The organism is Janthinobacterium sp. EB271-G4-7A (genome assembly GCF_020858075.1).
GTDB classification, from domain to species: Bacteria; Pseudomonadota; Gammaproteobacteria; order Burkholderiales; family Burkholderiaceae_D; genus Janthinobacterium; species Janthinobacterium lividum.
In genome coordinates this window covers 41,931-62,048 of record NZ_JACYMI010000009.1, presented here as the reverse complement: position 1 = coordinate 62,048, position 20,118 = coordinate 41,931, and the positions used below count along the sequence as shown (strand labels likewise).

General features: G+C 58.7%; 15 protein-coding genes, 1 tRNA gene and 1 pseudogene. 13 read left to right on the top strand and 4 right to left on the bottom strand.

Going from position 1 to position 20,118, the window contains the following annotated elements:
• The 12 genes and pseudogenes from IGS58_RS28860 to IGS58_RS28805 all read left to right on the top strand — a co-directional run.
• Nucleotides 1–105 (top strand): annotated as a pseudogene (locus tag IGS58_RS28860) (elongation factor Tu); the annotation flags it as partial.
• A gap of 66 nt (nucleotides 106–171) precedes the next feature.
• Nucleotides 172–247 (top strand) — tRNA-Trp (locus IGS58_RS28855).
• A 32-nt stretch (nucleotides 248–279) separates the two neighbouring features.
• Entirely contained in the window at nucleotides 280–663 is a 384-nt protein-coding gene (gene secE / locus IGS58_RS28850) for a preprotein translocase subunit SecE (RefSeq protein ID WP_010394308.1), read from the top strand.
• Complete coding sequence (nusG, locus tag IGS58_RS28845) at nucleotides 663–1,289, top strand: transcription termination/antitermination protein NusG (protein ID WP_034753130.1); 627 nt, start codon at nucleotides 663–665, stop codon at nucleotides 1,287–1,289. Before secE ends, nusG begins: the two co-directional genes overlap by 1 nt.
• A 115-nt stretch (nucleotides 1,290–1,404) precedes the next feature.
• Nucleotides 1,405–1,839 carry a 50S ribosomal protein L11 gene (gene rplK, locus IGS58_RS28840; RefSeq protein WP_034783246.1) on the top strand — a complete coding sequence of 145 codons (435 nt, stop codon included), beginning with the start codon at nucleotides 1,405–1,407 and terminating at the stop codon, nucleotides 1,837–1,839.
• Nucleotides 1,839–2,534 carry a 50S ribosomal protein L1 gene (gene rplA / locus IGS58_RS28835; protein WP_230523303.1) on the top strand — a complete coding sequence of 232 codons (696 nt, stop codon included), beginning with the start codon at nucleotides 1,839–1,841 and terminating at the stop codon, nucleotides 2,532–2,534. The genes rplK and rplA overlap by 1 nt, the downstream gene beginning before the upstream one ends.
• 319 nt (nucleotides 2,535–2,853) lie before the next feature.
• Complete coding sequence (rplJ, locus tag IGS58_RS28830; RefSeq protein ID WP_034753621.1) at nucleotides 2,854–3,393, top strand: 50S ribosomal protein L10; 540 nt, start codon at nucleotides 2,854–2,856, stop codon at nucleotides 3,391–3,393.
• Nucleotides 3,394–3,460: 67 nt separating this feature from the next.
• On the top strand, nucleotides 3,461–3,832 hold the full coding sequence (rplL, locus tag IGS58_RS28825; RefSeq protein ID WP_034753136.1) for a 50S ribosomal protein L7/L12: 372 nt from the start codon (nucleotides 3,461–3,463) through the stop codon (nucleotides 3,830–3,832).
• Nucleotides 3,833–4,076: 244 nt separating this feature from the next.
• Nucleotides 4,077–8,183 (top strand): DNA-directed RNA polymerase subunit beta, encoded by a 4,107-nt coding sequence (rpoB, locus tag IGS58_RS28820; RefSeq protein WP_034783248.1) that lies wholly within the window; start codon nucleotides 4,077–4,079, stop codon nucleotides 8,181–8,183.
• Nucleotides 8,184–8,305: 122 nt separating this feature from the next.
• The gene (gene rpoC / locus IGS58_RS28815; protein ID WP_034753138.1) at nucleotides 8,306–12,547 is read left to right on the top strand and encodes a DNA-directed RNA polymerase subunit beta'; all 4,242 of its coding nucleotides are present in this window, start codon (nucleotides 8,306–8,308) and stop codon (nucleotides 12,545–12,547) included.
• Nucleotides 12,548–13,337: 790 nt separating this feature from the next.
• Nucleotides 13,338–13,889, top strand: coding sequence for an ArsR family transcriptional regulator (locus tag IGS58_RS28810; protein WP_230523302.1), 552 nt, complete (start codon nucleotides 13,338–13,340; stop codon nucleotides 13,887–13,889).
• 76 nt (nucleotides 13,890–13,965) lie between these two features.
• Nucleotides 13,966–14,805, top strand: a complete 840-nt coding sequence (locus tag IGS58_RS28805) for an HDOD domain-containing protein (protein WP_070259968.1) — start codon at nucleotides 13,966–13,968, stop codon at nucleotides 14,803–14,805.
• Nucleotides 14,806–14,876: 71 nt separating this feature from the next.
• Here the strand turns inward: IGS58_RS28805 and IGS58_RS28800 are convergent, their stop codons facing one another.
• The 4 genes from IGS58_RS28800 to IGS58_RS28785 all read right to left on the bottom strand — a co-directional run bounded on the left by IGS58_RS28800 (nucleotide 14,877) and on the right by IGS58_RS28785 (nucleotide 19,463).
• Nucleotides 14,877–16,688, bottom strand: a complete 1,812-nt coding sequence (locus IGS58_RS28800; protein ID WP_151092218.1) for a DUF885 domain-containing protein — start codon at nucleotides 16,686–16,688, stop codon at nucleotides 14,877–14,879.
• Nucleotides 16,689–16,825: 137 nt separating this feature from the next.
• The gene (locus IGS58_RS28795) at nucleotides 16,826–17,923 is read right to left on the bottom strand and encodes a M48 family metallopeptidase (RefSeq protein WP_230523301.1); all 1,098 of its coding nucleotides are present in this window, start codon (nucleotides 17,921–17,923) and stop codon (nucleotides 16,826–16,828) included.
• Nucleotides 17,920–19,086 (bottom strand): HPP family protein, encoded by a 1,167-nt coding sequence (locus IGS58_RS28790; protein ID WP_034783256.1) that lies wholly within the window; start codon nucleotides 19,084–19,086, stop codon nucleotides 17,920–17,922. The genes IGS58_RS28795 and IGS58_RS28790 overlap by 4 nt, the downstream gene beginning before the upstream one ends.
• A gap of 80 nt (nucleotides 19,087–19,166) precedes the next feature.
• Nucleotides 19,167–19,463: a DUF3349 domain-containing protein gene (locus tag IGS58_RS28785; RefSeq protein WP_230523300.1), complete on the bottom strand. Its 297-nt coding sequence runs from the start codon at nucleotides 19,461–19,463 to the stop codon at nucleotides 19,167–19,169.
• A gap of 149 nt (nucleotides 19,464–19,612) precedes the next feature.
• Here IGS58_RS28785 and IGS58_RS28780 point away from each other — a divergent pair, with 149 nt between their 5' ends.
• Nucleotides 19,613–20,113 carry a thioredoxin family protein gene (locus IGS58_RS28780; protein WP_071653750.1) on the top strand — a complete coding sequence of 167 codons (501 nt, stop codon included), beginning with the start codon at nucleotides 19,613–19,615 and terminating at the stop codon, nucleotides 20,111–20,113.
• The last annotated feature ends 5 nt before the right edge of the window (nucleotides 20,114–20,118 follow it).

Sequence of the window (20,118 nt, the reverse complement as noted above, 5' to 3'; positions counted from 1 at the left end):
GTCAAGCTGATCAACCCGATCGCGATGGAAGAAGGTCTGCGCTTCGCTATCCGCGAAGGCGGCCGTACCGTCGGCGCCGGCGTGGTTGCAAAAATCCTCGCATAAGGAAATGTTATGCTTCCACCCGGGGCGTCCTGGGTGGTAGAATAGCACTCCTCGAAAGTTTTACGTAGGGACGTAGCTCAATTGGCAGAGCGTCGGTCTCCAAAACCGAAGGTTGGGGGTTCGATGCCCTCCGTCCCTGCCACCGTCAAGGTGCAGGGCACCGAAAGTAGAAAAATGTCAAATCAATCCGTGCAAACCGTTAGCACGTCGAGTGACAAGATAAAAGTCGCGCTGGCAATAGTGGCTGCGATTGCAGGAGTAGTCGGGTTTTATTACCTGGCAGGCCAACCAGCTCTGGTGCGTGCAAGCGCGCTTGTGGCTGGTTTGGTTATTGCTGTTGCGCTCTTGTATGTCTCGACGACCGGCCGTGAATTTCTCAATTTCGCCAAAGAAGCTGTGCGCGAAACCAAGAAAGTCGTTTGGCCTACCCGCAAAGAAGCCACGCAGATTACTGCGATCGTGTTTGCCTTTGTGCTGGTCATGGCGATTTTCCTGTGGGGTACGGATAAATTGCTCGAGTTTTTGTTGTATGACGTAATTCTGGGTTGGAAAAAATAATGAGCGAAAATGTGCATGATGAAGCGGCGGACGAGTCCGTTCCGGGCGACGCTCCGGTAGCGGACACTGGTGCAGCGCTGAGCGTGCCAGTAAGCAGCAAGCGCTGGTATGTCGTGCATGCTTATTCCGGCATGGAAAAAAGCGTCATGCGCGCACTGACCGAGCGCATCGAGCGCGCGGGCATGCAAGACCAGTTCGGCCAGATCCTGGTGCCGATCGAAGAAGTCGTTGAAGTCAAGAATGGTGTGAAGTCCGTCACCGAACGTCGTTTCTATCCTGGCTATGTGCTGGTTGAAATGGAAATGACGGACGAGAGCTGGCACTTGGTCAAGAACACCAGCAAGGTTACCGGTTTCATTGGTGGCAAGTCGAACAAGCCGACGCCTATCTCCGCGCGCGAAATCGACGGCATCATGAAGCAGATGCAGGAAGGTGTTGAAAAGCCCCGTCCAAAAACCTTGTACGAAGTGGGCGAGCAAGTCCGCATCAAGGATGGTCCGTTCACCGATTTCAACGGCAATGTCGAAGAAGTCAATTACGAGAAATCCAAAGTGCGCGTCTCGGTCACCATTTTCGGTCGCGCTACCCCGGTAGAGCTCGAATTCGGCCAAGTCGAAAAAGTTTAAGCATTAGCAAGCGCCACCAGGAGCGTTGCGGCAGTCTCAGCAAAATCCGGTCAGAGGAGCCCCGCCAGGGTAGGATCGGCGGGGCGCTACTACTCAATCCAAGATAGGAGCCATCATGGCAAAGAAAATCATTGGTTTTATCAAGCTGCAAGTGCCAGCTGGTAAAGCAAACCCATCCCCACCAATCGGTCCAGCTCTGGGTCAACGTGGTCTGAACATCATGGAATTCTGCAAAGCGTTCAACGCGCAGACCCAAGGTATGGAACCAGGCATGCCGATCCCAGTCGTGATCACCGCGTTTGCGGACAAGTCCTTCACGTTCGTGATGAAGACGCCTCCAGCAACCTACCTGATCAAAAAAGCTGCTGCGATCACCAAAGGTTCGCCGAAGCCACATACCGACAAAGTCGGTACGCTGACCCGCGCACAAGCTGAAGAAATCGCTAAATTGAAAACCCCTGATCTGACCGCTGCCGACATGGATGCTGCTGTACGCACCATCGCTGGTTCCGCTCGTTCGATTGGTATCACGGTGGAAGGTGTTGTATAATGGCTAAGTTATCCAAACGTATCAAGGCTTTGAAAGCCAAAGTCGACCGTACCAAAGTGTACGCTTTCGACAACGCTGTCGCTCTGATCAAAGAGTGCGCAACGGCCAAGTTCAATGAATCGATCGACGTATCGGTACAACTGGGTGTTGATCCTAAGAAATCCGACCAAGTGGTGCGCGGCTCCGTCGTGCTGCCAGCTGGTACCGGCAAAACCGTACGCGTGGCTGTATTCGCGTCGGGCGAAAAAGCGGAAGCTGCCAAAGCAGCTGGCGCCGACATCGTTGGTATGGAAGACCTGGCTGAGCAGATCAAAGCCGGCGACATGCCTTTCGACATCGTTATCGCTTCGCCAGATACCATGCGTATCGTTGGTACCCTGGGTCAGATCCTGGGCCCACGCGGCATGATGCCTAACCCGAAAGTTGGCACTGTTACTCCTGACGTCGCTACCGCCGTGAAAAACGCGAAAGCCGGTCAAGTTCAGTACCGTACCGACAAATCCGGTATCATCCACGCTACCATCGGCCGTAAATCGTTCGCTGACGCAGATCTGAAGTCGAATCTGGTCGCACTGATCGACGCACTGAACAAAGCCAAGCCAGCATCGAGCAAAGGCGTGTACCTGCGCAAAGTTTCGCTGTCGTCGACCATGGGCGCTGGCATCCGTGTTGATCAGGCTAGCCTGGCAGCTTAAGTAACAGAATCAAGTCCCACGCGCCTTCGGGCGCTGTGGGCGCATCTTTGGGCTGTCGGCCCGGTGTTCGCACCAGGCCGGCAGACAATCAAAGACCGTTGGGCCGACTGCGATCGCACATGCAGAAGGTTAATAGGCTTGCCGGCAACGGCAGGTGCCCAACGCAGATGGTGTACCCGAACAAGTTTTGTAGTCCTCATGCTGCGTGAATCCATCCGCTCAGTTTAGTACTTCTTGACTTCGGACGCCGTGTTCGAACCGATGCAAGGCGCTCAACCACTCGGTTGTGATTGCCGAACATCATTTAAGGAGGTTGACCGTGAGTCTCAATCTGAATGACAAAAAGGCCGTCGTCGCCGAAGTTTCCGCACAAGTAGCAAATGCGCAAACGATCGTCGTGGCCGAATATCGTGGCATCCAGGTTGGTCACTTGACGCAACTGCGTGCTAAAGCGCGTGCCCAAGGCGTGTACCTGCGTGTGTTGAAAAACACTCTGGCTCGTCGCTCCGTTGAAGGTACCGCATTCGCCAGCCTGGCAGATGCTATGACCGGCCCGTTGATCTACTCGATCTCGGCCGATGCCGTTGCAGCAGCTAAAGTCATCGCTGACTTCGCTAAAACCAACGACAAACTGGTCATCAAAGCAGGTAACTACGCAGGCAAGCCGCTGGATACAGCTGCTGTCACCGCGTTGGCGAGCATTCCTAGCCGTGAAGTCCTCATTTCGCAGTTGTTGGGCGTTATGCTGGCTCCGGTTTCGGGCTTTGCACGTGGTCTGGCTGCCCTGGCAGCGAAAAAAGGCGAAGGCGCCGAAGCTCCTGCAGAAGCAGCAGCAGAAGAAGCCCCAGCAGCCGCTTAATTGCGCGCGCTTTTTTCTCTCAGTACCAATCTGATGTAACTAACGTAATAAATTTAGGAGTTTCAAAATGGCAATTAGCAAAGACGATATCCTGGAAGCAGTTAGCGCCATGTCCGTAATGGACCTGAACGACCTGGTTAAAGCATTCGAAGAAAAATTCGGCGTGTCCGCAGCAGCAATGGCTTCGGCCGGTCCTGCAGCAGGCCCAGCAGCAGCTGCTGAAGAGCAAACCGAATTCAACGTCATCCTTGACACCTTCGGCGCAAACAAAGTTGGCGTTATTAAAGCAGTTCGCGAAATCACCGGCCTGGGCTTGAAAGAAGCTAAAGACCTGGTCGATGGCGCACCAAAAACTGTGAAAGAAGCAGTGTCGAAAGCTGACGCTGAAGCTGCACAGAAGAAACTGGTAGAAGCCGGCGCAACCGCTTCGATCAAGTAATATCTGTACCGGCGGCAGTTAGCGCCCGAGTCAAAGTCTGAGGTTTCCCCTCGCAAGGGGGGAAATCCGACTTTGGCTCCTTTGTCGTCTGCATCGTATTTGTCATGTAGTTGTAGCAGCAGTTTTTATTCGATTCAAGCCGGAAAGCAGAGCCTTGAGGTTTCGTCTGTGTCACACGCAGCGGTGCAAACGAACACTTGCAAAACCTGAATTTTCTATCCTTTCTGTCACTCACGGAGTGTCCATGCACTACTCATTTACTGAGAAGAAACGCATTCGCAAATCATTCGCGAAGCGCGCCAACGTTCACCACGTTCCGTTCCTGCTGGCGACCCAGCTCGAGTCTTATCATAGCTTCTTGCAAGAGGACATAGCACCGTCCGGCCGCAAGAATGATGGCCTGCAGTCGGCTTTCACTTCGATTTTCCCTATCGTGTCGCACAATGGTTTTGCGCGCCTCGAATTCTTGTCGTACGTTCTGGGCGATCCTGCCTTCGACGTCAAAGAATGTCAACAACGTGGCCTGACGTTCGCGTCGCCGCTGCGCGCGAAAGTGCGCCTGGTGATCCTGGACAAGGAATCGCCAACCAAGCCCGTCGTCAAAGAGATGAAGGAACAGGAAGTCTACATGGGCGAATTGCCGCTCATGACGACCACCGGTTCGTTCGTGATCAACGGCACGGAGCGGGTTATCGTTTCCCAGTTGCACCGTTCGCCTGGCGTGTTCTTCGAGCACGACCGCGGCAAGACCCACTCGTCCGGCAAACTGCTGTTCTCCGCGCGTATCATTCCTTACCGCGGTTCGTGGCTGGACTTCGAGTTCGACCCGAAAGACATCCTGTTCTTCCGCGTCGACCGCCGCCGCAAGATGCCAGTGACGATCCTGCTCAAAGCCATCGGCATGTCGCATGAGCAAATCCTGGCGAACTTCTTCGTCTTCGACAATTTCAACCTGCGCTCCGAAGGCGCGGAAATGGAATTCGTTTCCGAGCGTCTGCGCGGCGAAGTGGCGCGTTTCGACATCGTCGACAAGTCGGGCAAGACCCTGGTGCTGAAAGACAAGCGTATCAACGCGAAACACGTGCGTGATATCGAAGCTGCCGGCATCAAGCACATTTCCGTACCGGAAGACTACCTGCTGGGCCGCGTATTGGCGAAGAACATCGTCGATGGCGATACCGGTGAAGTCGTCGCTTCCGCGAACGATGAGCTGACCGAAGATCTGCTGGGCCGCCTGCGCGATGCCAACATTTCCGAAATCCAGACCTTGTACACGAACGACCTGGATCAGGGCGCCTACATCTCGCAAACCCTGCGTATCGACGACACCGCCGATCAGATGGCTGCGAAAGTGGCGATCTACCGCATGATGCGTCCAGGCGAACCGCCAACGGAAGATTCCGTTGAAGCGCTGTTCAATGGCCTGTTCTACAACTCGGACCGCTACGACCTGTCGGCCGTGGGCCGCATGAAGTTCAACCGCCGCATTGGCCGCGATGAACTGACCGGCGCCATGACCCTGTCGAACGAAGACGTGCTGGCCGTGATCAAGATCCTGGTGGAATTGCGCAATGGCCGCGGCGAAGTCGACGATATCGATCACCTGGGTAACCGTCGCGTACGTTGCGTGGGCGAACTGGCCGAGAATCAATTCCGCGCCGGCCTGGTGCGTGTTGAACGCGCCGTCAAGGAACGCCTCGGCCAAGCCGAAGCGGACAACCTGATGCCGCACGACCTGATCAACTCGAAGCCGATTTCGGCCGCGATTCGCGAGTTCTTCGGTTCGTCCCAGCTGTCGCAGTTCATGGACCAAACCAATCCTCTGTCGGAAATTACCCACAAGCGCCGCGTATCGGCTCTGGGACCCGGCGGTCTGACACGCGAACGCGCCGGCTTTGAAGTGCGCGACGTGCATCCGACCCACTACGGCCGCGTCTGCCCGATCGAGACACCGGAAGGTCCGAACATTGGTCTGATCAACTCGCTGGCTCTGTATGCCCGCCTGAATGAATACGGCTTCCTGGAAACCCCGTACCGCAAGGTCGAAGGCTCCAAGATTACCGATCAGATCGACTACCTGTCCGCCATTGAAGAAGGCCGCTACATCATCGCTCAGGCGAATGCGACCATCAACGACGAAGGCATGCTGTCCGATGAACTGGTCTCGGCCCGTGAAGCCGGCGAAACCATCCTGGTCTCCCCGGAACGCATCCAGTACATGGACGTGGCGCCAGGCCAGATCGTTTCCGTCGCTGCCTCGCTGATTCCGTTCCTCGAACACGATGATGCAAACCGTGCATTGATGGGCGCCAACATGCAACGCCAGGCTGTGCCTTGCTTGCGTCCGGAAAAAGCGCTGGTCGGTACCGGTATCGAACGCACTGTTGCGGTCGACTCGGGCACCACCGTGCAAGCGCTGCGTGGCGGTATCGTCGATTACATCGATGCGGGCCGTGTCGTGATTCGCGTCAACGATGACGAAGCTACCGCTGGTGAAGTGGGCGTCGACATCTACAACCTGATCAAGTACACCCGTTCGAACCAGAACACCAACATCAACCAGCGTCCTATCGTGCAAGTGGGCGACCGTGTTGCCAAGCGCGACGTGATCGCCGACGGCGCATCGACCGACCTGGGTGAATTGGCTCTGGGCCAGAACATGACCGTGGCCTTCATGCCATGGAATGGTCTGAACTTCGAAGATTCGATCCTGATCTCGGAAAACGTCGTCAAGGACGACCGCTACACCTCGATTCACATCGAAGAGTTGTCGGTTGTTGCCCGTGACACGAAACTGGGCGCGGAAGAAATTACGCGCGACATCTCGAACCTGGCTGAAAATCAGCTGGCACGTCTGGATGAGTCCGGTATCGTCTACATCGGCGCTGAAGTACAAGCCGGCGATACCCTGGTTGGTAAAGTGACGCCAAAAGGCGAAACCCAGCTGACCCCGGAAGAGAAGCTGCTGCGCGCGATTTTCGGCGAAAAAGCATCCGACGTGAAAGATACGTCGCTGCGCGTGCCTTCGGGCATGATCGGTACCGTGATCGACGTGCAAGTCTTCACCCGTGAAGGCATCGTGCGCGACAAGCGTGCCCAGCAAATTATCGATGACGAACTGAAACGCTTCCGTCTGGATTTGAACGACCAGATGCGTATCGTTGAAGGCGATGCCTTCCAGCGTCTGGAAAAAATGCTGATCGGCAAAGTTGTCAACGGCGGCCCTAAAAAGCTGGCCAAAGGCGCCAAGATCACCAAGGATTACCTGGCCGATCTGGACAAATACCACTGGTTCGACATCCGCCCTGCGGACGACGATGCTGCGGTAGCGCTGGAAGCGATCAAGGAATCGATCAACGAGAAGCGTCACCAGTTCGATCTGGCCTTCGAAGAGAAGCGCAAGAAACTGACGCAAGGCGATGAGCTGCAACCAGGCGTGCAAAAAATGGTCAAGGTGTACCTGGCCGTGAAACGCCGCCTGCAGTCGGGCGACAAGATGGCAGGTCGCCACGGTAACAAGGGTGTGGTTTCCCGTATTGTTCCTGTGGAAGACATGCCATACATGGCCGACGGCACGCCAGCCGACGTTGTGCTGAACCCGCTGGGCGTTCCTTCGCGGATGAACGTTGGTCAGATTCTCGAGACTCACTTGGGCTGGGCTGCCAAGGGTCTGGGTATCCGCATCGGCGAAATGCTGAAGGCGCAAACCAAGGTCGAGCAAGTGCGCAAGTACCTGACGACGATCTACAACGACAACGGCCGTGCCGAAGAGCTGAACGACTTCGACGACGAAGAGATCATGAAGCTGGCGGAAAACCTGAAAAAAGGTGTTCCATTCGCCACGCCAGTGTTCGACGGCGCCAATGAAGAAGAGATCCGCCGCATGCTGGACCTGGCGTATCCGGACGACATCGCCAAGAACCTGGGCATGACCGCTTCGAAAAACCAGGTGACCATGTATGACGGTCGCACCGGTGAAGCGTTCGAGCGCAAGGTTACTGTCGGCGTCATGCACATGCTGAAACTGCATCACTTGGTGGATGACAAGATGCATGCGCGCTCGACCGGTCCTTACTCGCTGGTGACGCAACAGCCACTGGGCGGTAAAGCCCAGTTCGGTGGTCAGCGTTTCGGTGAGATGGAAGTCTGGGCACTGGAAGCGTATGGCGCGTCGTATGTCTTGCAAGAGATGTTGACCGTCAAGTCCGATGACGTGAATGGCCGTACCAAAGTGTACGAGAACCTCGTCAAGGGCGACCACGTGATCGACGCCGGCATGCCGGAATCGTTCAATGTGCTGGTCAAGGAAATCCGTTCGCTGGGTATCGATATCGACCTCGAACGCAACTAAACGACAGGCTTATTGACCCAATAAGCGTCATTTGGTTTGGGAAACACAAAGCCCGGCTGGGAAACCACGCCGGGCAATGTAGTCTCAGGAATATAGAAATTTAATCACCTCTGGAGTGATACATGAAAGCACTGCTCGATCTATTCAAGCAAGTACAGACCAACGAGACCTTCGATGCAATCAAGATCGGTCTCGCTTCGCCTGAGAAAATCCGTTCGTGGTCCTACGGCGAAGTCAAGAAGCCGGAAACCATCAACTACCGTACCTTCAAGCCTGAGCGCGACGGCCTGTTCTGCGCCAAGATCTTTGGCCCGATCAAGGATTACGAATGCCTGTGCGGCAAGTACAAGCGCCTGAAACACCGCGGCGTGATCTGCGAAAAGTGCGGCGTCGAAGTCACGCTGGCCAAGGTGCGCCGCGAGCGCATGGGCCACATCGAGCTGGCCTCGCCGACCGCCCACATCTGGTTCCTGAAATCGCTGCCGTCGCGTCTGGGCATGGTCCTGGACATGACCCTGCGGGACATCGAACGCGTGCTGTACTTTGAAGCATACGTCGTGACCGATCCAGGCATGACCCCGCTGAAAAAGTGCCAGATCATGTCGGAAGACGACTACGCCGCCAAGTACGAAGAGTACGGCGACGACTTCACCGCCTTCATGGGCGCCGAAGGTATCCGTGAACTGCTGCGCTCGATCGACATCCACCGCGATGCCGAAACCCTGCGAGTGGAACTGAAGGAATCGAAATCCGAAGCCAAGATCAAGAAATACGCGAAGCGCCTGAAAGTGCTGGAAGCGTTCCAACGTTCGGGCATCAAGCCTGACTGGATGATCATGGAAGTGCTGCCAGTGCTGCCGCCGGAACTGCGTCCGCTGGTACCGCTGGATGGCGGCCGTTTCGCGACCTCGGATCTGAACGATCTGTATCGCCGCGTCATCAACCGTAACAACCGTCTGAAACGCCTGATGGAGCTGCGTGCTCCAGAGATCATCACGCGCAACGAAAAGCGCATGCTGCAAGAAGCGGTCGATTCGCTGCTGGACAACGGCCGTCGCGGCAAAGCGATGACCGGCGCCAACAAGCGTCCGCTGAAATCGCTGGCAGAGATGATCAAGGGCAAGGGCGGCCGTTTCCGTCAAAACTTGCTGGGCAAACGCGTCGATTACTCCGGTCGTTCGGTCATCGTCGTGGGCCCGCAATTGAAACTGCATCAGTGCGGCTTGCCGAAACTGATGGCGCTGGAACTGTTCAAACCATTCATTTTCAATAAACTGGAACTGATGGGTCTGGCGACCACGATCAAGGCCGCGAAAAAGCTGGTCGAGATTCAAGAGCCGGTCGTGTGGGACATCCTGGAAGACGTGATCCGTGAACATCCGATCATGTTGAACCGCGCACCTACGCTGCACCGTCTGGGTATCCAGGCATTCGAGCCAGTCCTGATTGAAGGCAAGGCCATCCAGTTGCACCCGCTCGTCTGCGCCGCATTCAACGCCGACTTTGACGGTGACCAAATGGCGGTCCACGTTCCTCTGTCGATCGAAGCGCAGATGGAAGCACGCACCCTGATGCTGGCATCGAACAACATCCTGTTCCCATCGAACGGCGAACCATCGATCGTTCCTTCCCAGGATATCGTGCTGGGTCTGTACTACGCGACCCGCGAAGCGATCAATGCGAAGAACGAAGGGATGATGTTCCCTGACGTGTCGGAAGTGATCCGCGCCTACGACAACAAGGAAGTCGAACTGACGACCCGCGTCACCGTGCGTATTACCGAATACCCGAAAAACGCCGAAACGGGCGAATTCGAGAAAACGGTTACCCGCTACGAAACGACGATCGGCCGTGCGATCCTGTCGGAAATTCTGCCGAAAGGCTTGCCGTTCTCCGTCCTGAACCGCGCGCTGAAAAAGAAAGAAATTTCCAAGCTGATCAACACGTCGTTCCGCAAGTGCGGCCTGCGCGCCACCGTGGTGTTCGCAGACAAACTGATGCAATCGGGTTTCCGCCTGGCGACACGCGCCGGTATCTCGATCTGCGTCGACGACATGCTGGTACCGCCTCAAAAAGTCACGCTGATCGCGACGGCCGAGTCGGAAGTCAAACAGATCGAACAGCAATACGCCTCGGGTCTCGTGACCGCCGGCGAGCGTTACAACAAGGTAGTCGATATCTGGGGCAAGACCTCGGATGAAGTCGGCAAGGCCATGATGGACCAGCTCAAAGTCGAAGACGTGATCCGCCGCGACGGCACCAAGTCGACGCAAGAATCGTTCAACGCCATTTACATGATGGCCGACTCCGGCGCGCGCGGTTCCGCAGCCCAGATTCGCCAGTTGGCCGGTATGCGTGGTCTGATGGCCAAACCGGATGGCTCGATTATCGAAACGCCGATTACCGCGAACTTCCGCGAAGGTCTGAACGTTTTGCAGTACTTCATTTCGACCCACGGCGCTCGTAAAGGTCTGGCCGATACGGCGCTGAAAACGGCTAACTCCGGTTACCTGACGCGTCGTCTGGTTGACGTGACGCAAGACTTGGTGGTGATCGAGGACGATTGCGGCACCATGAACGGCGCCGTCATGAAGGCACTGGTCGAAGGTGGTGAGGTCATCGAACCGTTGCGTGACCGTATCCTCGGCCGCGTGGTGGTGCATGACGTCGTCAATCCTGAAACCCAGGAAACGCTGTACGAAGCCGGCACGCTGATGGATGAAGACATGGTCGAAGAGATCGAGCGTCTGTCCATCGATGAAGTCAAGGTCCGCACGCCACTGACTTGCGACACGCGCTTCGGCCTGTGCGCCAAGTGCTATGGCCGCGACCTGGGCCGCGGCATGCTGGTCAACGCCGGCGAAGCCGTCGGTGTGGTGGCAGCGCAGTCGATTGGTGAGCCTGGTACCCAGCTGACCATGCGTACGTTCCACATTGGTGGTGCGGCATCGCGTGCAGCAGTGGCATCGTCGGTGGAAGCCAAGTCGAACGGTACCATCCGCTTCACGGCAACCATGCGTTACGTGACGAACGGCAAGGGCGCGCAAATCGTCATTTCCCGTTCCGGCGAAGTGCTGATTACCGACGACCATGGCCGTGAGCGTGAGCGTCATAAAGTACCGTACGGTGCGACCCTGATCGTCAAGGACGGCATGGTCATCAAGGCCGGTACGGCCCTGGCAACGTGGGATCCGCTGACCCGTCCGATCATTACCGAATACGCCGGTCAAGTGCGTTTCGAGAACGTTGAAGAAGGCGTCACCGTAGCCCGTCAAGTCGACGAAGTGACCGGTCTGTCCACCCTGGTGGCGATCGATGCGAAACGTCGCGGTTCGTTGACGAAAACGTTGCGTCCGCAAGTCAAGCTGATCAACGACGCGAACGAAGAAGTCAAGATCGCCGGCACCGAACACTCGGTGGCGATCGGCTTCCAGGTCGGCGCGCTGATCATGGTCAAGGACGGTCAACAGGTATCGGTTGGTGAAGTGCTGGCACGTATTCCTACCGAATCGCAAAAAACGCGCGATATTACCGGTGGTCTGCCACGCGTTGCGGAACTGTTCGAAGCGCGCTCGCCGAAAGATGCCGGTATGCTGGCGGAAGTCACGGGTACGGTTGCGTTCGGTAAAGAAACCAAGGGCAAGCAGCGTCTGGAAATCACGGACATGGACGGCAACAAGCATGAGTTCTTGATCACCAAGGACAAACAAGTGCTGGTGCATGACGGCCAAGTCGTGAACAAGGGCGAGATGATCGTGGACGGCCCGGCCGATCCGCAAGACATCCTGCGCCTGCTGGGTATCGAAGCGCTGGCACGTTACATCGTTGACGAAGTGCAAGACGTGTACCGTCTGCAAGGCGTGAAGATCAATGACAAGCACATCGAAGTGATCGTGCGTCAGATGCTGCGCCGTGTTCAGATCGTCAATGCCGGCGACACCAACTACATCGTTGGCGAGCAGGTTGAGCGTTCGGAACTGCTGGACGAGAACGATCGCATGGCCGTTGAGAACAAGATTCCAGCGACCTACGAAAACGTCTTGTTGGGTATTACCAAGGCATCGCTGTCGACCGATTCGTTCATCTCGGCCGCATCGTTCCAGGAAACCACCCGCGTGCTGACCGAAGCGGCGATCATGGGCAAGCGCGATGGTCTGCGCGGCCTGAAAGAGAACGTCATCGTCGGCCGCCTGATTCCTGGCGGTACGGGCCTGGCCTTCCACCGCGCACGCAAAGAGAAAGAAGCGTGGGAAGTGGAAGAGCGTCAAGCACTGCTGCTGGCCGAGAAAGCCTCGATGGCTGGCGAAGCTGCCGAAGCGCTGCAGGACATCGAAACCCAGCAACACCACGGCGACGAAGCGTAATCTACGCTGCTAGCTGACAAGAACGGCACCTGCGGGTGCCGTTTTTTTATGCGCGCTGCCGTAATTTGCACCGGTAAATTGCACCGAATACGCAAAGAGCTAGCAGCGTGGGAAAGTGAAGAGCGTCAGTTGCCACGCTGCTAAAGGGGAATCGGCTACCTCGGCAATTAATAATCACGGTACCTGGGAGAAATTCCTGGTGCCGTTTTTTTATGCCCGTATTTCCTTCATGCGCCGATTTGTCCGGTATCGGGCATTCAATGAAAAGCTGGCCAATTTGAATCATGCAAGTGTTAATCAATTGAATGGAACGGGTTTCCTGTTTTATTAAGGCGGGCTATTGAATGGCATTATTGAAGAACGGAGCATTCAATAATCTGTTGCACGGACATGGCAAATACAGGCATTGATCCTGGCGGTTTATCGGGTGGCATTGCCCGGCGTTTTATCGAGTTGCCGCGGTTGCCGCTGCGTGGCGAGGCGAGGCGCGGAAAGTTACGGTTGGAAGCCGTCATAGTAGTGAGCGCTCACAAGCTTGCCTGGTGCCGCCCGCTTTTCTGCCGAGGCGGGGCCGTCGCAAGCTGGCGCCGTGGCGCGGCGCGTGCCGGCGCGGCCGGCCGGAGACGGCGTGGCGGCGCACTGTTGCGCCACCGCCTGCGATTAGCCCTGCCACGCCAGTTTCCAGTTTATTCATGCTAAGATTTGGCACATGATTGCCCAAGCCCTGTTTACTCCCGCCCAGCAGAAATTGCTGGGACTGCTCTTTGTCCGCGTGAATGAAGGCTTTCACTTGAACGAGATCATGCGCTTGACGGGATTGGGCAGTGCATCGGCGCAGCGGGAACTGCGCCGGCTGCATGAGTCCGGGCTGATCACGTCGGAGCGGATCGGTAATGTGCGGCGCTTTTGGCCCAACAAGGAAAGTCTCGTGTATCCGGAGTTGTGCGGACTGGTGCAGAAAACCTTCGGCATCGTCGGCGTGCTCAGCATGACGCTGGCGCCCTTGCGTACCCAGCTGCACCTGGCATTCGTGTCTGGCGCCACGGCGAAGGGACAGGACATGCCTGGCAGCGCCATCGATTTGCTGCTGGTGGGCGAAGAAGCCAATTATGGCGATCTGTTGACGGGATTGGTCCCGGCCGAGCGAACCTTAAGGCGTAAAATCAATCCCAACTTATATACGCTGGCCGATTATCGCCGACGCCTGCGTGAAGGCCAGCCATTTCTGCTGCAGGTATTACAGCAGCCGAAGTTGTTTGTCATCGGCGATGAATCGCTATTGCAAGCGCTGGCTTTGCCAGATTCCTCAATGCAGACGAATGACATGCCATCTGTATTTTAAAGGCCGGGCCTGGCATTCAATTTTTAATGCATGACATTGTTGGCCAGGAAAATATCTGAGGCGGATTGATCGTATGATGAATAAACTACAGGCTTTCGGTTTAATTGTTTCCCAGGCGGTGCGCGGTGAATTAACATTTCCCACAAGTGTTAATTCCGCACTGCAATTGCAATTGGCCCTGGCTGAACCGGATTGCCATATCGACCATGCCATCAAACTGGTACTGGCCGAGCCCTTGCTGGCGGCGCGCACGGTCGCGCTGGCCAACTCGGCCGTGTACAGCCGCGGCGATGCGGCGCCCGTGACCAGCGTGCGCGCCGCCGTCATGCGCATGGGCTACCGCAATCTGTACGCGCTGGTGGCGGCCATGGTGGTGCGCCAGTTCGGCAGCAAGATCATCGACCCCATCCTGCGCCAGAAGGCGACGCAGCTGTGGGAGCACACGGCCCACGTGGCGGCGCTGGCGCACGTGCTGGCCCGCCGCGTGACGCACGTCGATGCCGACACGGCGCTGTTCGCCGGCATCGTGCATGAGGTGGGCGGTTTTTACCTGCTGTCGCGTGCCGATGAATTCCCCGGGCTGCTCGATGACGATGCGGATCACTGGATGGAGTCCGCCGAAGAGATCATTTCCCGCGAAGTCATGAAGAAGCTGCTGATCCCGGCGGCCGTGAGCGAGGCCATCGAAGGCTTGCGCGATGGCTTGCTATCGATCCCGCCCGATTCCCTGCTCGATACCTTGTTGTTGGCCAAGCAACTGTCGCCCGTGCCGTCGCCCTTGCAGGTGACGTACGTGGAAATGCTCACCCCATCCGATTCCGTCATCGATTTCATTATCGACAACGAGACCCTGCAAAGCATCCTGGCCGAATCGGCCGAGGAAGTGCGCTCGATGAGTGCCGCGCTGCTGGTGTAATATCAAACGTTCAGGCGAAAAAAAACGGCAACCCCGTCAAGGGCTGCCGTTTTGCTTTCAGGTGCGGTCGCTTACTTCTGCTGCGCGATCCACCGGTCGACCTTGGCTTCCAGCAGTTTCAAAGGCAGGGTGCCGTCGCCGAGTACCACTTCGTGGAACTTCGGCAGGCTGAACTTGTCTCCCAGCGCTTGCTGCGCGCGCTGGCGCAGTTCGACGATCTTCAGCGAACCGATCTTGTAGCCCAGGGCCTGGCCCGGCCACGCCATGTAGCGCTCCGTTTCGCTTTTCGCCACGGCGTCATAGCCGAGGGTGTCGCGCATGTACTTGATCGTCTGTTCGCGCGTCCAGCCCTTGGTGTGCAAGCCCGTGTCCACCACCAGACGCACGGCGCGCAGCATCTCGTCGTTCAAATGGCCGAAATACTGGGCCGGATCCTCGAACAGGCCCATTTCCTTGCCCAGGGTTTCCGCATACAGGGCCCAGCCTTCCGTGAAGGCATTGTTGCCGCCAAAACGGCGGAAGTTCGGCAAGTCCATCTCTTGTACCAGCGCCAGGTGAAAATGGTGGCCAGGCTTGCCTTCGTGCAGGAACAAGGTGGTCATGCCCGTGTCGCCATACAGTTTTGGATCGGTGACGACGGACCAGAACACGCCGGGGCGCGAACCGTCGGCGGCCGGCGCCGTGTAGTGGTCGGCGGCCGTGTCGCGGCTCAGTTCAGGCTCCAGGCGCAAGTCCAGCGGCGCCTTCGGCACCAGGGTGAACAGGGCGGGCAATTTGCTGTCGAGCAGCACGTTCAGCTTGCGGTAGACGTCGAGCACTTCCTGTTCCGTCTTGAACGGGCGGTATTTTGCCTGCTCCGACACCCACACGGGCAAGCCGGCGGCCGGGCCGTTGTAGCCCATCTTCGGGCCCACGATCGCATATTGTTCCTGGATGCGCGCCACTTCCTTCAAGCCGATGGCGTGGATCTGCTCCGGCTTCAAATCCGTGGTGGTGCTGCTGGCCACGCGCGCCTGGTACCAGGCAGCGCCATCGGGCAGGGCGCTCCAGCCGCTGCTCGCGCGGCCGGCCGGCAGGTAATCGCGTTCCATGAAGGTGGCCAGGCGCTGCAGCGCGGGCATCAGCTTGGCCCCGATGATGACGGTGTAGGTTTGCGTCAGGCGCGCCTTGTCCGCGTCGGAAAAGCTGGCCGGCAAGTTCTTGATGGGCGTGTAATAGACGCTGTCCTGCGGCGTAGCGCTGACGAGCTTCTTGAATTGCGGCAGGGCCGACTCCGTCAGCGCCTTCGGCAGCACGATGCCCTTTTGCATGCCGACTTTCATGTTGGCGATGGCCTGGTCTATCCAGCCCGGCAACTGGCCAATACGGCTCAGGTAAGCGTCATACTCCTTGACCGTGGTCAAAGGCTGCGATGCCTCGCCGCCCGCATAGTTGGCCAGGGTGACGGGCATGCTGTCCATCTGGTTCAAGGGCAGCAGGTATTCGGGGAAGCGCTCGAAGCTCAGTGCCGTGGCCAGTTCATAGTCGAGAATGTCGTAGTTGATCTGGTCCTGGTGCGACAGCTGCGCGCGGGCAATGCTGCGCAGGGTCTTCTGGTACTGGCGGTACAGCGCGAACTGTTTTGCGCGCGCGGCGGGCACGATGGCTGAACCGAGCTGGTCGTCAAAACGGTTGTCGCCGCTCTCGGTGGCATTGATCGGCTCGAAACGGGCCAGCGCATCGTAGTACTGATCGGCCACGACCTGCAATCGCTGCTTGGCTTGCGGCGCGCTGACGGCGACGGTTTTGGTAGCGGGCTGGGCCGCTTGCGCCATGGGCGCATGGGCGAGCAACAGGGAGATGGCCAGGGTGCCGAGGGTGCCGGCGGCAATACGATGCTTCATGCGCGATGTCCTTTGTAAGGAAGGAGAATGAACGGAGGCGTAGCGAGGTCAGGGTGGCCGGTCGCGATGGAACAGCCGGGGCGTAAGCATACGCGATTGCCCAGTGCGTTTGGACAAATTATTGGGGAGGAATGTTGCTATTTGTCCGCTGGCGCGACCACGGCTTTCATCGCCTGCCAGTGCTGGCTGTTCAAGGGGACGCAGGCGGGGCAGGGCGTGGCGGCGATCAGGCTGCGGATCTGCTGCGCGCGCGCCGCCGTCTGCGGGTGAGAGGAAATCCATCCCGGCACGCTGGCCTTGTCCTTGTCGTCGAGCTTCTGGAAAAAGCGCAACATGCCGTCGGGACGGATCTGTGCGCGCTGCAAGGCAAGCAAACCCAGGCGGTCCGCCTCTTCTTCCATGTCGCGGCTGAAATACAGGGTGCCGGCCTGGTGCGCCAGCATGGCAGCCACGGCGCTGATGTCGCCGATGGTCACGCCCACCAAGGCGCCCCAGCCCAGGCTGCTGATCATTTGCCGCAGCGAATGGCGTTGCTCCACATGCTGCACTTCATGCGCCAGCACGCCGGCCAGTTCGCCCGGGTCGGCTGCCTGGCGCAGCAAGCCCGTATGTACGACGATGATGCCGCCCGGCATGGCAAACGCGTTGACCGTGTCGTCCTGCTTGACCAGCCAGCGGTACTGGTAGCGCGAACCGGCCGTCAGCTTGCGGCCGATCTCCTGCACCGTCTGCTGCGCCACGCCGCTTTCGCCGATGCCGCCCTGCGCGCGCACTTGTGCCAGGGCCAGTTCGCCCAGCTGCTTTTCCGTCGACAAGGGGATCCACCCCGCCAGCGCGCCGACGGCATGGCCGCCCTGCCACCACAGCAGGGCGGCGGCGACGATGGTCGCGCCCGCCAAGCCGGCAAGCCAGCCCGATACTTGCCGCCGGTTGCGCTGGCGCTCGCCCCACAGGCGCTGCAGTTGCGGCTGCAGCGCGGCCGGCGCTTCGCGCAAGACGGTGGCGATGTCGTCCGCTGTCAGCGGCTTGAGCGAGGCTTGTCGGCCTTGTCCGTCGAGCCAGTTCAGGAACAGTTCCGGTCCATCGACACCGCCCACGCTGACGACCAGCTGCGTCACATCGACAGTGGAGCCGGGTGCATCGATGGCCAGCTGGCTGCCGAAGAAGTGCGCGCTGACGACCGTGCCGGCGGAGCCGCCATCGGGGCCGGCCAGCAGTGCCTGGAATGGCGTCATGCCACCGCCTCGGCAAAGCGGCTTTCGTACAGAGCCGCCATCAGGTCGGACTGGCTGATGATGCCGGCCAGGCGCTCTTCATCGTCGAGGATGGGAATGTGGTGGTAGCCGGCATCGGCCATCAGGGGCACGAGGTCGATGATGGGCGTGCCCAGGCGGGCCGTGTGCGGCGACGGCGTCATCAGCTGGCCCACCACTTCCGGTTTGTCGCTGTGGGACAAGCCGCTGCGCTGCAGCAGGCCGCGCAGTCGCTGGCGCATGCCCTGATAATCGTCGAGGCCTCCGTGGCGCAGGAAATCCGTCTGCGTGATGATGCCGATGACGCGGCGCGCCCGGTTCAGCACGGGCAGGGCGCCCACCTGATGCTCGCGCATGGTGCGCCAGGCAACATCGAGCGGCGTGCCGAATTCCACGCTGAGCACGTCTTTCGACATGATGTCGGCGCAGGTGACGACGCCGAAGCGGCGCTGGTAGGCGCGCATTTCCGTTTGCAGGAAGATGGCTTGCAAGTCGTCGCGGCTGATGTCGAGCACTTCGCTGTGCTGGCGCAGCACGGCATCGAGGTCGTCCGGCGAAAAGCCCAGGCGGTTGCTGGGCACCTCATCCTTGGTGTCGTGCGGATGCGGCGCGACCAGTTGCTGGATGTGCGGGTAGCGGCGCCCCGTCAGGTTGTTGTACAGCACGGCGCAAGCGACCAGCACGGCGGAATTGAACAGCACGGTGATGAAGACGAATTCAAAGCCGGCCGCATGCACGCTGGCGCCGCCAACCACCGTGGTCAGCGCCACGGCGCCGCCCGGCGGATGCAAACAGCGCAGGGCAAACATGGCGCCGATGGCCAGGCAGGCGGCCAGCGCCGCCACGCCCACGCTGGGGCCCAGCCATTTCACGCAGGCCATGCCGACCAGACCGGAGACGACATTGCCGCCCACCACGGACCACGGTTGCGCCAGCGGGCTGGCCGGCAGGCAGAACAGCAGGACGGCCGAGGCGCCCATGGGTGCGATCAGGTAGACGCTGGCGCTGTCGGGGGCCAGCAGGAAATGGCAGATCAGGCCCGTCAGCAGCAAGCCGCAGATGGCGCCCGCGCAGGCGCGTAATTGTTCGCGGCGGCTGCCGTTGTTCGGTTGCGGCAGCCAGCGTGCCAGGAAAGAAGTCGTCATGAGGGAGGGCGCGTTCGGGCCGCGTTGCTCGGTGTGAGCCCCATATTATCCCATGCGTTCCATTTCGCTGCCTGCGGGCACTAATCCTCGGCGCAGACGGCCTGCAAGCCATGCTGTGCCAGCAAGTTCTTGGCGGCCTCGACGCTGGAAGGCTCCGGCTGGCTGCTGGCGCAGGCATAGAGGTCATTGAGGACCGTCTCAGCATCCTTGTGCGTGACGGCGGCCATCAGCTCGGCCAGGTTGCGGTCGGAAAAGTGGTCATACAGCAGGGCCAGCACGGCGAAATACGCCGTGTCTGGCATGCCGCCGGGATAGGCGCTGCGCAGCATGCGCGCGGCGCCGGACAAAATCGGGGGCAGGGTATCTGGCGTGCTCAAGCGGCTTCTCCTTGGCGGTGCTTATACGTTTTCCGCATAAGCACACTGCAATTAAATGGTGGATATTTCCTACAAGCAGGCATATTCTAGACAATCACGCCCGCTGGCAGTTGTTCAGCTGGCCTTACGATTTCTCTCAGGAGCCCCGCATGCGCGTTTCCCTTTTCCTTGCCAGCCTGCTGCTTGCCGGCACCGCCGTTGCCGCCGCCCCCACACCGGGCAACCCTGTCGCCACGCCGCATTTGCCGTACAACGCGGCGGCCGACGCCAAGGCCGACGTGGCGCGCGCGCTGGCCGAGGCCAAGACGGCGCACGTACCTGTCTTGCTGATCTTTGGCGCGAACTGGTGCGAGGATTGCCGCGCGCTCGACAGGGCTTTGAAGGAAGGCAAGAACGCCGAGTTGATGCAACAGCAGTTCAAGGTCGTCAAGGTCGACGTGGGTAACTTCGACCATAACCTCGATGTGGCGCAAGCCTATGGCAATCCGCTCAAGAAAGGCATCCCCGCTGCCGTGCTCGTATCGAGCGACAACAACCAGGTGCTGTACGCCACCAAGGGCGGCGAACTGGCAAATGCCCGCCGCATGAGCGAAAGCGGCATTTATGATTTCTTCAAGCAAGCGGCGAGCGTGAAGTCACCTGCCCTGTAATTTCC